Annotated in this window: 14 protein-coding genes; 13 read left to right on the forward strand and 1 reads right to left on the reverse strand. The window is 67.5% G+C overall.

What is annotated here, in order from left to right; genetic code table 11:
- Positions 1-40 precede the first annotated feature (40 nt).
- The 11 genes from AC07PV_RS13555 (at position 41) to nudB (ending at position 10,491) form a co-directional block, all read left to right on the forward strand.
- Positions 41-463 carry a gamma-butyrobetaine hydroxylase family protein gene (locus AC07PV_RS13555; protein WP_218293497.1) on the forward strand — a complete coding sequence of 141 codons (423 nt, stop codon included), beginning with the start codon at positions 41-43 and terminating at the stop codon, positions 461-463.
- 181 nt (positions 464-644) lie between these two features.
- Positions 645-1,376 (forward strand): bifunctional demethylmenaquinone methyltransferase/2-methoxy-6-polyprenyl-1,4-benzoquinol methylase UbiE, encoded by a 732-nt coding sequence (gene ubiE, locus AC07PV_RS13560; protein ID WP_369641675.1) that lies wholly within the window; start codon positions 645-647, stop codon positions 1,374-1,376.
- A 40-nt stretch (positions 1,377-1,416) separates the two neighbouring features.
- Positions 1,417-2,442, forward strand: a complete 1,026-nt coding sequence (locus tag AC07PV_RS13565) for a Tim44 domain-containing protein (protein WP_494630485.1) — start codon at positions 1,417-1,419, stop codon at positions 2,440-2,442.
- A gap of 54 nt (positions 2,443-2,496) precedes the next feature.
- Positions 2,497-3,099 (forward strand): hypothetical protein, encoded by a 603-nt coding sequence (locus tag AC07PV_RS13570; RefSeq protein WP_492244441.1) that lies wholly within the window; start codon positions 2,497-2,499, stop codon positions 3,097-3,099.
- The gene (ubiB, locus tag AC07PV_RS13575; RefSeq protein ID WP_218293501.1) at positions 3,096-4,679 is read left to right on the forward strand and encodes a ubiquinone biosynthesis regulatory protein kinase UbiB; all 1,584 of its coding nucleotides are present in this window, start codon (positions 3,096-3,098) and stop codon (positions 4,677-4,679) included. Before AC07PV_RS13570 ends, ubiB begins: the two co-directional genes overlap by 4 nt.
- Positions 4,680-4,720: 41 nt before the next feature.
- On the forward strand, positions 4,721-6,166 hold the full coding sequence (locus AC07PV_RS13580) for a high affinity choline transporter 1 (RefSeq protein ID WP_218341533.1): 1,446 nt from the start codon (positions 4,721-4,723) through the stop codon (positions 6,164-6,166).
- A 63-nt stretch (positions 6,167-6,229) separates the two neighbouring features.
- Complete coding sequence (locus AC07PV_RS13585; RefSeq protein WP_218293503.1) at positions 6,230-6,580, forward strand: FmdB family zinc ribbon protein; 351 nt, start codon at positions 6,230-6,232, stop codon at positions 6,578-6,580.
- 8 nt (positions 6,581-6,588) lie between these two features.
- Positions 6,589-7,209: a DUF502 domain-containing protein gene (locus AC07PV_RS13590; protein WP_218293504.1), complete on the forward strand. Its 621-nt coding sequence runs from the start codon at positions 6,589-6,591 to the stop codon at positions 7,207-7,209.
- A gap of 43 nt (positions 7,210-7,252) precedes the next feature.
- Positions 7,253-9,055: an aspartate--tRNA ligase gene (gene aspS, locus AC07PV_RS13595; protein WP_218293505.1), complete on the forward strand. Its 1,803-nt coding sequence runs from the start codon at positions 7,253-7,255 to the stop codon at positions 9,053-9,055.
- 136 nt (positions 9,056-9,191) lie between these two features.
- Positions 9,192-10,010: a CsgG/HfaB family protein gene (locus tag AC07PV_RS13600; RefSeq protein ID WP_370627873.1), complete on the forward strand. Its 819-nt coding sequence runs from the start codon at positions 9,192-9,194 to the stop codon at positions 10,008-10,010.
- A 10-nt stretch (positions 10,011-10,020) separates the two neighbouring features.
- Positions 10,021-10,491 (forward strand): dihydroneopterin triphosphate diphosphatase, encoded by a 471-nt coding sequence (gene nudB, locus AC07PV_RS13605; protein WP_218293507.1) that lies wholly within the window; start codon positions 10,021-10,023, stop codon positions 10,489-10,491.
- A gap of 71 nt (positions 10,492-10,562) precedes the next feature.
- Here the strand turns inward: nudB and AC07PV_RS13610 are convergent, their stop codons facing one another.
- Entirely contained in the window at positions 10,563-12,308 is a 1,746-nt protein-coding gene (locus AC07PV_RS13610; RefSeq protein WP_218293508.1) for a response regulator, read from the reverse strand.
- Positions 12,309-12,427: 119 nt separating this feature from the next.
- Between AC07PV_RS13610 and AC07PV_RS13615 the strand changes: the two genes are divergently transcribed.
- Positions 12,428-13,165, forward strand: coding sequence for an endonuclease/exonuclease/phosphatase family protein (locus tag AC07PV_RS13615; protein ID WP_218293509.1), 738 nt, complete (start codon positions 12,428-12,430; stop codon positions 13,163-13,165).
- A 73-nt stretch (positions 13,166-13,238) separates the two neighbouring features.
- Positions 13,239-14,477 carry a cardiolipin synthase ClsB gene (clsB, locus tag AC07PV_RS13620; RefSeq protein ID WP_218293510.1) on the forward strand — a complete coding sequence of 413 codons (1,239 nt, stop codon included), beginning with the start codon at positions 13,239-13,241 and terminating at the stop codon, positions 14,475-14,477.
- Positions 14,478-14,484 lie beyond the last annotated feature (7 nt).

Consider the following 14,484-nt stretch of genomic DNA (forward strand, 5'->3'; position numbering starts at 1 on the left):
AACCGCCTTTTCTGACAACAGTTTTCTCACAGGTGAATCCATGGCAGGTTTGAAAGCGGGCGCGCCCACGCCGCAGGCAATCACGGTGCACGAAGCATCACGGGTGCTCGAAGTGGGGTTCTCCGATGACGCCACGTTCCGCATTCCGTTTGAGCTGATGCGGGTGTATTCACCGTCGGCCGAAGTGCAGGGTCATGGCCCGGGCCAGGAAGTGCTGCAGACGGGCAAGCGGGAGGTCACGCTGGTCAACCTGGAGCCCGTGGGCAACTACGCGGTCAAGCCCACGTTCTCGGACGGCCACGACAGCGGCATCTTCACCTGGGACTACCTCTACGAACTGGGCCAGAAGCAGGACGCGCTGTGGACGCAGTACACCGAGCGCCTGGCCGCGGCGGGCGTGGACCGCGACGCGCCGATGGCGCCCAAGGGTGGTGCAGGCGGGCATGCCTGTGGCGGTCACTGAAGGGCAGCCCCTAAGCCCTTGTTGACCAATGTGCTATTGAAAGAAGAGCTGCCAGCGCAATATAGGCAAGCGGTAGCGGCTGTTTTCTCTTTGATGGCGTTGTCCTAATTGCGACACAAGCCCCATTTCAGTGCGGGGTTGTCGCTGTACCTCTGGCGCTTGCGCGCCTAGCATGATTCTTATGAGCACCACACATTTTGGTTTTCAGTCGGTCGACGAGCAGGAAAAGGCGCGCCGCGTGCGTGGCGTGTTCGATTCGGTCGCCTCCAAATACGATGTGATGAACGACCTCATGTCGGCCGGCCTGCACCGCGCCTGGAAGGCCTACACCGTGATGGTGGCCAACCTCGGCGAGGGCAGCCAGGTGCTGGACATCGCGGGCGGCACGGGCGATCTCGCGCTGGCATTTTCGAAGAAGGTGGGCGCCACGGGCCGCGTGGTGCATACCGACATCAACGAAGCCATGCTGCGCGTGGGCCGCGACCGTCTCATCGATGCGGGCGTGGTGCTGCCCACGCTGGTCTGCGATGCCGAAAAGCTGCCGTTCCCGGAGGCGCATTTCGACGTGGTGAGCGTGGCCTTCGGCCTGCGCAACATGACGCACAAGGACCAGGCCATCGCCGAGATGTGCCGCGTGCTCAAGCCCGGCGGCAAGCTGCTGGTGCTCGAATTCTCGAAGGTGGCCAAGCCGCTGGAAAAAGTGTACGACTGGTATTCGTTCAAGGTGCTGCCCCAGCTGGGCAAGCTGGTGGCGGGCGACGATGCCAGCTACCGCTACCTGGCGGAGTCCATCCGCATGCACCCGGGACAGGAAGAACTCAAAAGCCTCATGCAGAAAAATGGCTTTGGGCATGTGGACTATCACAACATGACGGGGGGAATCGTGGCCCTGCATGTTGGAATCAAGTGCTGAGTGAGCGTTTCGCTCGGTCATTAACGGAGACGGAGAAGTCATGATGAAACTGTGGTCTGTGGTGTTGGTCGCGATGCTGGCGTTTGCACACGCCGATGCCGACGCCCGGCGACTGGCTGGCGGCAAATCGGTGGGCAAGCAGTCCAGCAATGTGACGCAGCGCGAGTCGGCAACGCCGCCCGCAACGCCGGGGGCTCCGGCACAGAACGCGACCAATGCGGCAGGCGCCAAGCCGGCCACGGCGGGCGCGGCACCCGCCGCCGCGGCTGCGAAGAAGCCCTGGGGCGCGATGCTGGGTGGCCTGGCCGCGGGCCTGGGCCTGGCCTGGCTGGCCAGTTCGCTGGGCCTGGGCGCAGGGTTCGGCAATATTTTGATGATCGCGCTGCTGGCGCTGGCCGCGTTCGCCATCTTCAAGATGGTGATGCGCGCGCGCAGTGGCGCCAGCCAGGGCGGTGGTGCCGCTGGAGGCGCGCCGTTCGCCTTCCAGGGGGCAGGGGCCGCCTCGCCGGCGGCTGCGCAGGTGCCTCCGCAGTACAGCCCCAACAACGTGGGCAACGACGCCTCGGCGCGCCCCTGGGAGCGCAGCAGCATGGCGTTCGATGCCTCGCGCGCAGCGCAGGGCGGGGCCGGCACGGGTGTGGTCATCGGTTCGGGTCTGTCGGGCTCGCAGAACTGGGGCGTTCCGGCCGATTTCGACGCCGAAGGGTTCCTGTCCGCCGCCAAGCGCAACTTCGTCACGCTGCAGGCCGCCTGGGACCGCTCGGACATCACCACGCTGCGTTCCATGATGACGGACAGCATGCTGGACGAGATCCGCACCCAGCTGACCGAGCGCGAAGCGCACCGCGGCGTGCAGCCCAACCACACGGACGTGGTCATGATCGAGGCCCAGTTGCTGGGCATCGAGGACCTGGGCGACGGCTACATGGCCAGCGTCGAGTTCTCCGGCATGATCCGCGAGGAACCCTCCGCGGGCCCGAGCCCGTTCCGCGAGGTCTGGAACATGACCAAGCCCAAGGCGGGCAGCAGCGGCTGGCTGGTGGCAGGGGTGCAGGCCCTGCAGTAATAAAGGAGATACCCCCATTTGGGGCTATCCCAGTTCAGGGAATAATCGGGGACTATGGCAACACCACAGTCCCCTTTTTCGTTTCTGGACGGCCTCTTCGAGCGTGTGGCCGCCGGCCCCCAACCTCCGCAGTGGCTGGTGCACGAGATGCAGCAGCGCATGGTGCTGTTCCTCAACCATGTCCTGATGCAGGAAAAGGAGGCCACCGACCGCCTGGTGCGCCAGAAGGGGCGCATCGCCCGCGTGCAGTGGCGCGCCTATTCGATGGCGCTTGTCATCACGCCCGCAGGCCTGTTCAACCTGGCGCCCGAGACCGCGGCGCCCGACCTGCGCCTTGAAGTGACCGAGAGCTCGCCGCTCACGCTTGCCCAGGCGGCCCTGCGGGGGGACAAGCCCTCCATCCGCATCGAAGGCGATGTGCAGCTGGCCGCCGAGATCAACTGGCTGGTCGACCATGTGCGCTGGGATGTCGAGGAAGACCTCGCACGCGTGATCGGCGATGCCCCGGCGCACACGGTGGCGCAGGTTGCGCGCCGCGCCGCGCAGGCGCTGCGCCAGTTCGTGGGCGCGCGCGTGGCGCCGTCGTCCTTTGCGGCCGTGCCCGTGCCCCCCATGCCGGCAGCGCCGGCCAGCGGCTCCGACCGGGCCGGCGCATGAAGCAATTCCTGCGGGGCGCCGCCATCCTCTGGGTGGGGTTCCGGTACGGCCTGGACGGCCTGGTGCTCGACAGCTTCCAGAAGCCCTGGCTGCGGCCGGTGTCGCGCATCCTGTCGTTCGGGCGCAACCTGGACGCCCCCCGGGGCCAGCGGCTTCGCCTGGCGCTGGAGCGGCTGGGGCCCATCTTCGTCAAGTTCGGCCAGGTGCTCTCGACCCGGCGCGACCTGCTGCCGCCCGACGTGGCCGACGAGCTCGCCCGGCTGCAGGACCGCGTGCCCCCGTTCGATCCCGAGGTGGCGATCGCCACCATCGAGCGGGCGTTCCGCAGGCCCGTGGATGAGGTCTTCACGTCCTTCGATCGCGTGCCGGTGGCCAGCGCCTCGATCGCGCAGGTGCACTTCGCCACGCTGCGCGACCGCCACGGCATCGAGCGCGAGGTGGCGGTCAAGGTGCTTCGCCCCGGCATGCTGCCGGTGATCGAGAAAGACCTGGGCCTCATGCGCATGATGGCCGGCTGGGTGGAGAACCTGTCGGCGGACGGCAAGCGCCTGAAGCCCCGCGAGGTGGTGGCCGAGTTCGACAACTACCTGCACGATGAGCTGGACCTGGTGCGCGAGGCCGCCAACGCCGCGCAGCTGCGCCGCAACATGCAGGGGCTGGACCTGGTGCTGATCCCCGAAATGTTCTGGGACTTCTGCCACCCCGAGGTCATGGTGATGCAGCGCATGAACGGCGTGCCCATCAGCCAGACGGAGCGCCTGCGTGATGCCGGGGTGGACATCCCCAAGCTGGCGCGCGACGGCGTCACGATCTTCTTCACCCAGGTGTTCCGCGACGGCTTCTTCCACGCCGACATGCACCCGGGCAACATCCAGGTGAGCCTGGACCCGGCGACCTTCGGGCGCTACATCTCGCTCGACTTCGGCATCGTGGGCACCCTCACCGAATCGGACAAGGAGTACCTCGCGCAGAACTTCGTGGCGTTCTTTCGCCGCGACTACAAGCGCGTGGCCGAACTGCACATCGAAAGCGGCTGGGTGCCGCCCGAAACGCGGGTCAACGATCTGGAATCGGCGATCCGCGCGGTGTGCGAGCCGTACTTCGACCGGCCGCTCAAGGAAATCTCGCTGGGCATGGTGCTGATGCGGCTCTTCCAGACCTCGCGCCGGTTCCATGTGGAAATCCAGCCCCAGCTCGTGCTCCTGCAAAAGACACTGCTCAACATCGAAGGCCTGGGCCGCGAGCTCGACCCTGAGCTGGACCTGTGGAGCACGGCCAAGCCCTTCCTGGAGAAGTGGATGCTCGAGCAGATGGGACCGCAGCGCGTGCTGCGCGAGCTGCGCGCCGAGGCGCCGCACTACGCCAAGCTGATTCCCGAGCTGCCCCGGCTGCTGTACGACTACCTGCGCCACAAGCCGCAGGACCATCGGCGCGAGCTGCTGGAACTGCTGGCCGCGCAAAAGCGCACCAACCGCCTGCTGCAGGGCATCATCTACGTGGGCGCGGGCTTCGTGCTGGGCCTGCTGTCGCTGATGCTGGTACAGCAGTTGCAAGTGCTTCTGCGTTTCCGGATTTTCTAGGTTTCCCTTCCCCACCCCTTCGCGACATCGAGGAGCATGCCGTGCTGTTGACCCTGGTCATTGTCTATCTGTTGATCACCATCGCCATCGGCCTGCTGGCAGCCCGGCGAGTCAAGAATGCCGCGGATTTCGCCATTGCAGGGCGCCATCTGCCGCTGTACATGATCATCACCACCACGTTTGCAACGTGGTTCGGCTCGGAAACGGTGCTGGGCATCCCGGCCAAATTCATCGAGGGCGGGCTGGGCAACGTGGTCGAAGACCCCTTCGGCGCCGGCTTCTGCCTGATCCTGGTGGGCCTGTTCTTCGCGGGCAAGCTCTACCGCATGACGCTGCTCACCATCAGCGACTACTACCGCGAGCGCTATGGCCGCACGGTGGAGATCGTCTGCTCCCTCATCATCATGCTCAGCTACCTGGGCTGGGTGTCTGCCCAGGTCACGGCGCTGGGGCTGGTGTTCAACCTGCTGTCGGCCGGCGCCATCAGCATCCCCGTGGGCATGACCATCGGCGTGGTCTCCATCCTGGCCTACACGCTGTTTGGCGGCATGTGGTCGGTGGCGGTGACCGACTTCATCCAGATGATCATCCTGGTGGTGGGGCTGGCCGTGATCGCGGTGTTCGCGGGCAACATGGCGGGCGGTGCCGGCAAGGTCATCGAGTTCGCCTCCAGCCGCGAGCTGTTCCGCTTCCTGCCCGAGCCCAAGTTCCATGACGTGGTGTTCTTCATCGCGGCGGGCGTCACCATGATGTTCGGCTCGATTCCGCAGCAGGACGTGTTCCAGCGCGTGATGTCGGCCAACAACATCCAGGCCGCCACGCGCGGCCCGGTGATCGGGGGCATCTGCTACATCCTGTTCGCCTTCGTGCCCATGTTCCTCGTGGCCAGCGCGCTGATCATCATGCCCGCCGAGACGGCCGAGCTGCTCAAGGACGACCCGCAGAAGGTGCTGCCCACGCTGGTGCTGTCCAAGATGCCCTTCGTGATGCAGGTGCTGTTCTTCGGCGCGCTGCTGTCGGCCCTCAAATCCACCGCGTCGGCCACGCTGCTGGCGCCCAGCGTCACGTTCACCGAGAACATCTGGCGCCAGTTCCGCCCGCACAGCTCGGACAGGCAGCACCTGCGCACCATGCGCGTCACCACGCTGGTGTTCAGTGCGCTCGTGCTGGCGTATGCCATCTACATGCAGGGCACGTCGATCTATGAGCTGGTGTCCGGCGCCTATCAGGTGCCGCTGGTGGGGGCCTTCGTGCCCCTGGTGTTTGGCCTGTACTGGAAGCGCGCCACGACGCAGGGCGCCATCTTCGCGATCGTGCTGGGCTTGCTGACCTGGCTGCTGTTCCTGGCCACGCCCGCGGGCGCGGTCTTCCCCGCCCAGCTGGCAGGGCTGCTGGCCGCGCTGGCGGGCATGCTGATCGGCTCGCTGGGCCCGCAGGCCATCCGCAACAGCCATGCGGCGCACCACAGGCTCGTCGGCACGGAGTGACACGGTGGCCGGGGGCATGCCGCCTATAATTGAGGGTTTTGCACTTTCCCTCAACACTCTGACATGCCTATCTACGCCTACAAATGCGGCTCCTGCGGCCATGCCAAGGATGTGCTGCAAAAAATCTCCGACGCGCCCCTGACGGTCTGCCCCGCCTGCGGCGCGCAGGCCTTTTCCAAGCAGGTGACCGCGGCGGGTTTCCAGCTCAAGGGCTCCGGCTGGTATGTGACGGATTTCCGCGGCGGCAACGGCGGGAATTCCGCCCCCGCCACCGCCACCGAGGCCAAGCCGGAGTCGAAGTCCGACGCGCCCGCTCCCGCCAGCACCGGAGATGCTCCTAAAAAAGAAGCATCCAGCGCAGCTGCACCAAGCGCTGGCGGCGGTTCAACCTCCACAACCCCTTCGTCGAACTGAGTACCTTCATGGCTGCCTTGCGCAAATGGCTGTTGACCGGCCTTCTGGTGATCGTGCCAGGGGTCATCACGGCGTGGGTGCTCAACTGGATCGTGAGCACGCTCGACCAGACCCTGCAGATCCTGCCGGGCGCATGGCACCCCGACAAGCTGCTGGGAATCCACATTCCCGGCTTCGGCGTGGTCCTCACGCTGCTCATCCTGCTGGTGGTGGGCGCCATCGCCAGCAACTTCGCGGGCCGCAAGCTCGTGCAGTGGGGCGATGCCCTGGTGCACCGCATCCCGGTCGTGCGCTCCATCTACTCCAGCGTCAAGCAGGTGTCGGACACGCTGTTCTCCGAAAGCGGCAACGCGTTTCGCAAGGCCGTGCTGGTGCAGTGGCCGCGCGAGGGTGTCTGGACCGTGGCCTTCGTCACCGGGGCGCCCAACGGCGAGGTGGCGGCCTACCTGCGCGACGAATTCGTGAGCGTGTACGTGCCCACCACGCCCAACCCCACGGGCGGGTATTTCGTGATGCTGCGCAAGAGCGACTGCGTCGAGCTCGACATGAGCGTGGACGCCGCCCTCAAATACATTGTTTCGATGGGCGTGGTCGCTCCGGCGGACCCGACGCTCGTTTCATCCAAGTAAGTAATCCCCTTAACGCGCCCCCTGGGCGCCGGAAGTTTCTGCCATGGCCATGCGTTCCCACTATTGCGGTCTTGTGACCGAAGCCCTGATGGGCCAAACCGTCACCCTGTCGGGCTGGGTGAACCGTCGCCGCGACCATGGCGGCGTGATCTTCATCGACCTGCGCGACCGCGAAGGCTACGTGCAGGTGGTGTGCGACCCGGACCGTGCCGACATGTTCAAGACCGCCGAAGATGTGCGCAACGAGTTCTGCGTGCAGGTCAAGGGGCTGGTGCGCCCCCGTCCCGACGGCACCACCAACGACAAGCTCAAGAGCGGCCAGATCGAAGTGCTGTGCCACGAGCTGAACGTGCTCAACCCCTCGGTCACGCCTCCGTTCCAGATGGACGACGAGAACCTGTCGGAGACCACCCGCCTCACGCACCGCGTGATGGACCTGCGCCGCCCGCACATGCAGCGCAACATGATGCTGCGCTACAAGACGGCCATCCAGGTGCGCAACTTCCTGGACAAGGAAGGCTTCATCGACATCGAGACGCCCATGCTGGGCAAGAGCACGCCCGAAGGCGCGCGCGATTACCTGGTCCCGAGCCGCGTGCACGATGGCCAGTTCTTCGCGCTGCCCCAGTCGCCCCAGCTGTACAAGCAGATGCTGATGGTGGCCGGCTATGACCGCTACTACCAGATCACCAAGTGCTTCCGCGACGAAGACCTGCGCGCCGACCGCCAGCCCGAGTTCACGCAGATCGACTGCGAGACCTCGTTCCTGGGCGAGGAAGAGATCCGCGCGATCTTCCAGCGCATGATCGCCGAGGTGTTCCAGACCCAGCTGGGCGTGGACCTGGGCGAGTTCCCCATCATGACCTACCAGGAGGCGGCTTTCCGCTTCGGCTCCGACAAGCCCGACCTGCGCGTGAAGCTCGAATTCACCGAGCTGACCGAAGTGATGAAGGACGTGGACTTCAAGGTGTTCTCCGCGCCCGCCACCACCAAGGGCGGCCGCGTGGTGGCCCTGCGCGTGCCGGGCGGCGCGCAGATCTCGCGCGGCGAGATCGACGCCTACACCGAGTTCGTGAAGATCTACGGCGCCAAGGGCCTGGCCTGGATCAAGGTCAACGAGGTGGCCAACGGCCGCGAAGGCCTGCAGTCCCCCATCGTCAAGAACCTGCACGACGCAGCCATCGCCGAGATCTTGAAGCGCACCGGCGCCCAGGATGGCGACCTGCTGTTCTTCGGTGCCGACAAGGAAAAGATCGTCAACGACTCCATCGGCGCACTGCGCCTGAAGGTCGGCCACAGCGACTTCGGCAAGAAGAACGGCCTGTTCGAAAGCCGTTGGGCACCGCTGTGGGTGGTGGACTTTCCGATGTTCGAGCATGACGAAGAGAACGACCGCTGGGCCGCCGTGCACCACCCCTTCACGTCGCCCAAGGATGGCCATGAGGACCTGATGGACACGGACCCTGGCAAGTGCATCGCCAAGGCCTACGACATGGTGCTCAACGGCTGGGAGCTGGGTGGCGGCTCGGTGCGTATCCACCGCGCCGATGTGCAAAAGAAGGTGTTCGATGCCCTCAAGATCACGCCCGAAGACGCACAGGCCAAGTTCGGCTACCTGCTGGACGCGCTGCAGTACGGCGCGCCTCCGCATGGTGGCCTCGCCTTCGGCCTGGACCGCCTGATCACGCTGATGACCGGCGCAGAGTCGATCCGCGACGTGATCGCCTTCCCCAAGACCCAGCGTGCGCAGGACCTGCTGACGCAGGCGCCTTCGCCGGTGGACGAAAAGCAGCTGCGCGAGCTGCACATCCGCCTGCGCAACCCCGACGCCATCAAGGCGGCCTGATCCGGGGCATCCGCCAGATCGATCTCGCAGATGCACTCCGGCGGCATCGCACCACAAAGCGGCAGGGGCCTCGGCCCCATGCCGCTTTTTTCTTGGCTGGTTCCCCAGCGTTGAAAGGAAGCCTTCCATGCGTTCCATGACGATCCCGGCCCTGCTGGCAGGGGTGTTGCTGCTGGCCCTGGCGGGCTGCGGCGAAAAGAAGACCGAACTGGGCCAGGGCGGCTCGGTGGTCACCGGTTCGGCCGGGCCCCAGGGCGCGCAGAACGCCGCCCGCGAGCTGGTCCGCTGCGAAGCACCCGTGGCCACGCTGGCGCTGGCCGAGAACCCCAACGGCTACACCGTGGGTTCGGGCTACCACCTGCCGGCATCCCCCGTGCCCCTGGTCAAGCTGCTGGCGCAGCAAAGCGGCTGCTTTCGGGTGGTGGACCGCTCGGCCGGCCTGCGCGGCACCATCCAGGAGCAGGACCTGAAGGACTCCGGCATCCTGCGCAAGAACAACTCCACCGTGGCCAAGGGCAAGGGCTATGAGGCGCAGTACACGCTCACCCCCAGCCTGACCTTCAGCGAGCAGGATGCGGGGCGCGGCCTGGCCGGGGTGATCGCGATGATTCCGGTGCTGCGCGACATTGCCGGCCTGGCCGGTCTGGTGGAGCAGGTCAAGTTCAAGGAGGCGCAGACGGCCCTGCTGCTGTCCGACAACGAAACCACCGAGCAGGTGGCCGCGGCCACCGGGGCGGCACGCACCACCGACCTGGGGGTGGGCGGGCTCGTGTTCGGCAAGCTCGGTGGCGCGGCGGGGGCGGGCTGGAGCAATACCAACGAGGGCAAGGTCATCGCCGCGGCGTTCCTGGATGCGCACAACCAGCTGGTGGTGCAGGTGCGTGCGCTGCAGGCCAAGGAATTGCCCCCGCCCGTGCCCACCACCGCCGCCGCCACGCGCTCCAGGGGCGGGTGAGGAGGGCGCCATGGTGGCAGCGCAGCGGCCCTGCAAGCTCCCGGAGTCGGTGCTGGTGGTGATCCACACCCCGGCGCTGGAGGTGCTGCTGATTCGCCGCGTGGGCGGCGAGGGGCACTGGCAGTCCGTCACCGGCAGCAAGGACCGCCTGGAGGAGCCTTTTGAGGAGACGGCCCGCCGCGAGGTGGCGGAGGAAACCGGCATCGATGCGCGGTCGCCCGGCTGCGTGCTGACCGATTGGGCGCTGGAGAACGTCTACGACATCTGGCCGCAGTGGCTGTACCGCTACGCGCCCGGCGTGGTGCGCAACCGGGAGCGGGTGTTCGGGCTGCGCGTGCCTTCAGGCACCCCGGTCGTGCTCAGCCCGCGCGAGCACGATGCGTTCCGGTGGCTACCCTGGCAGGCCGCCGCGGACGCCTGTTTTTCCGCGTCGAACGCCGAAGCCTGCCTGCTGTTGCCCCGGTTCGCCGGGCAGGCCTGAGGCTTGGAGGGCGCCAGGCGCGTCGCCGATGGCACCAGAGGGGCGCCCGTCCAGCGGCGTTCCCGGGATTTTCAGACCGGCCGCAGGCGCAGCGCGGCCGCGGGGTCGGGAGGCTCGGCGGGGTCGGGGGCCAGGCTGTCCTGGGGCGGCGACGGGATGCGGGTGGGCTCATCGCCGCCGCCGCGCACGCGCAGCACCACGCCGCCGGGCCGGCGTTCGCTGTCCTGCCCCAGGATCGCCCGCGTGGGCGCGGTGCCCACACGCGTGCGCAGCGCGTCGATGGCGTCCTGCAGAGTTTCGGGCGAGGCCATGCGCGCGCGGTGGCGCAGCAGCACCTGCTGGGACATGTCCACCAGCTTGGAGTTGAGCGTGTGCCCGGCCTGCTGCAGCAGGTGGTTCACGGCGCCCGCCGGGTCGCCGGCCAGGCTTTGTGCCATGGCGGCCTCGGCGGTCTTGTTGATCTGCACGAGGCAGTCGCGCACCATCTCCCCGTAAGGTGCGTGCAGGCCGCAGGCGTTGGCCAGCAGCTCGGTCAGGCCCCGTGTGTTGGCGTAGCGCATGCCCAGCGCGCGCACCCAGCCCTCGCCCTCGGACAGGTCGATCGAGGTGACCGCGAGCACGGCCAGCAGGCTGCCCAGGTTGCACGCGGCCTCGAAGTCGAAGCCGCTGGAGGTGATCTCGCCGGCCATGCCGCGCACGGATTCCACGGCCTGCGAGAACTGGCGCTGCTGGATGAGCTGCAGCGTGCGCGCCACCGCCGCGAAACGCCGGATGCGGGCGCTGGACTCGTGCCGCTCCAGGATGCGGCCAAAGTCGGCCATGCAGCGCTCGATGCCCTTGCGGTCGTTGTCGGCGAAGTACGAGAACGTGAGCAGCACCAGCGACTGGAAGTCGAACAGCTTGGAGTCGATGCCCAGCACGGCCGCCCGTGCCAGCACCTTGGTGGCGGTTTCGCGGTCGCCCATGTAGTACGACATCATCCCCAGCTTCTGCAGCCGCACCACCGAATCCGGCGTGAGGCCGCTGGCCGTGCGGTAGGTCTCGATGGCCTGCGAGAAGTTGCCCAGTTCCACCTGCGCGCGGCCCAGCACGTCGTAGGCGTCGGCGAAGGAGGCGTCCTCGCCGATCAGCTCCTGCAGCGTGGTGATGGCCCGCGCCGCCTGCCCGGATTCGATCTGCGCGCGTGCCACCCCGAGCTTGGCCCAGGGCAGGGCGCGGGCGGCGATCACGGCCTCGAACAGCGTGCGGGCCTCGTCGTGGCGGGACAGGCGCAGCAGCAGTTCGGAGCCGATGCGCGCGGCATACAGCCAGTAGGGCTGGCGCGATTCGAAGCGCTCCACGCACAGCTGCGCGGCACGCTCGAAATCCTCGGCCTCGATGGCGTCGAAGATCGGGCGCAGATGGATCTTGCGCAGGCGCGCCAGGCTCAGGCGCTCGAAGAGCGCGCTGGGCGTGAAGGGCTTGAGCAGATAGCCGTCGAGCGCGGACTCGGCGGCCTCGGCCACGGCGGCGTACGAGGCCTCTGACGTGACCATGAAGAACACGGTGGAGAAGGGCAACAGCTGCGCGCGCCGCAGGTCGTCCAGCAGGGTCTGGCCCGAATAGCCCGATTCGCCGAAATACTGCTCGCACAGTACGTAGTCGAACACCGTGTGCTCCAGCCGGCTGCGCGCATCCTGCACCCGGGTGCACTGCACGATGCGGGTCACGCCGTACTCGCGCAACTGGCCCACGAGGATGCTGCGGGAAGTGGCATTGCTGTCGACGATCAGCGCCAGCACCGCAGGCGCGGCGGATGGGTCGTTCTCGGTAGCCATCAGGGTGTGTGCCGGCCCGCCACGGCGGGGGAGTGGAGTGCAACCAAGTGTAAGCCGCCGCCGCGGCTTTCAGCGTCGGGCAAACCCGCAGCCAGCGCGGCTTGCGACACAATCAGGACATGGAACACGACGATATTCTGCGGGTGGCCACCTACAACATTCACAAGGGCGTGCAGGGCATCGGGCCCGCGCGCCGCCTGGAGATCCACAACCTGGGCCTGGCGGTGGAGCAGCTCGACGCCGACATCGTCTGCCTGCAGGAGGTGCGCAAGCTCCACCGGCGCGAGGCGACCTATTTTCAGCGCTGGCCCGAACTGCCCCAGGCCGAGTTCCTCGCGCCCGAGGGCTACGAGGCCGTGTACCGCACCAACGCCACCACCAAACACGGAGAACATGGCAACGCCCTGCTGTCGCGCTGGCCCGTGATCGGGCACCAGCACGAAGACATCTCGGACCACCGCTTCGAGCAGCGCGGGCTCTTGCATGTCGAGGTGGATGCCCACGGGCGGCGCATCCACGTGATCGTGGTGCATCTGGGGCTCATTCCCGGCAGCCGCATCCGCCAGATCGAACGCCTGCAGCGCTTCATCGAGCGCGAGGTGCCGTCCGGCGCGCCCGTCGTGGTGGCCGGGGATTTCAATGACTGGGGCCAGCAGGTCAAGCGCATGCTGGCCGGCTTTGCGCTGCACGAGTTCGACGCGCCGCGCACTTTCACCTACCCGGCGCGGCTGCCGCTGGCGCAGCTGGACCATGTGTACGTGCGCGGCCTCACGCCGCTGTCGCTGCATGTGCCGCGCGGCCGCATCTGGTGGCGCATGTCCGACCACCTCCCGCTGATCGCCGAGTTCAGGCTATGACCCCCGTTGTGCCGCTCGCGGCGCCTTCCTCCCAGGAAGGGGCGACGCCCCCGCCGGGCGACGGGCTTCCGAAATGAGAAGAAAGCCTTTCGCGCGGGCCCATGGGGCAGGATTTTCCGACGACCACCAGGTGCGCCTGCTGCAAGGGGCCGAGGAGCTTTTTCCCGCGCTGATCCAGGCCATGGACGCCGCCCTGTCGGACATCCAGTTCGAGACCTACATCTTCGACTTCACCGGCGCGGGCGCCGCCGTGGCCGAGGCCCTGATGCGCGCGGCGCAGCGCGGCGTGCGCACGCAGCTGGTGGTGGATGGCGTGGGCACGGGCGCCTTGCCCCACGGCTGGGCGCAGCGCCTGCAGGCGGCCGGCGTGCAGTACCGCGTGTATTCGCCGCTCGGCCCTCTGGGCCTGCTGCTGCCACACCGGTGGCGGCGGCTGCACCGCAAGCTGTGCGTGGTGGACGGCTGCATGCTGTTTTGCGGCGGCATCAACGTGCTGGACGACTTCCACGACCCCAACCACGGCGCGCTGGAGGCGCCGCGCTTTGACTTTGCGGTGCAGGCCACGGGCAGCCTGGTGGCATCGGCCAGCGAGACCATGGACCAGCTGTGGTGGCGCATGCAGGCGGTGCGCGACGCGCGCCAGCGCCGCCTGCCCGAGGCCCTGCAGGCCTTGCGCGCCGCCAGCGCGGCCAAGCATGCGCTGCAGGCCGCCGAGGCCGGCCCGCCCATGCGCGCCGCGCTGGTGCTGCGCGACAACGTGCGCAACCGCAGCCGCATCGAAAAGGCCTACCGCCGCGCCATCGGCGCCGCGCGGCACGAAGTCATCATCGCCAACGCCTATTTCATGCCCGGCGGCAAGCTGCGCCGCGCGCTGGTGATGGCGGCGCGCCGGGGCGTGCGGGTGCGCCTGCTGCTGCAGGGGCGCTACGAGTACTTCATGCAGTACCACGCGGCACGGCCCGTGTATGGCGCGCTGCTGGAGGCGGGGGTGGAGATCCACGAATACGCGCCCAGCTTCCTGCACGCCAAGGTGGCCGTGATCGACGCGATGGGCGACAGGCCCTGGGCCACGGTGGGCTCGTCCAACCTCGACCCCTTGAGCCTGCTGCTGGCGCGCGAGGCCAACGTGGTGGTGGAGGACGCCGCCTTTGCCACCGACCTGCGCCAGCGCCTGGTGCATGCGATGCAGCATGCCGGCCGGCGCATGGACCCGGCGCGCTACGCGGGCCGCCCGCTGCGCCAGCGCGTGCTGGACCGCATTGCCTTCGGCCTCATGCGGCTGGCGCTGTGGATCACCGGAAAAAGCTATTGAGCCCCCT

Source organism: Acidovorax sp. GW821-FHT09A11 (assembly GCF_059418365.1).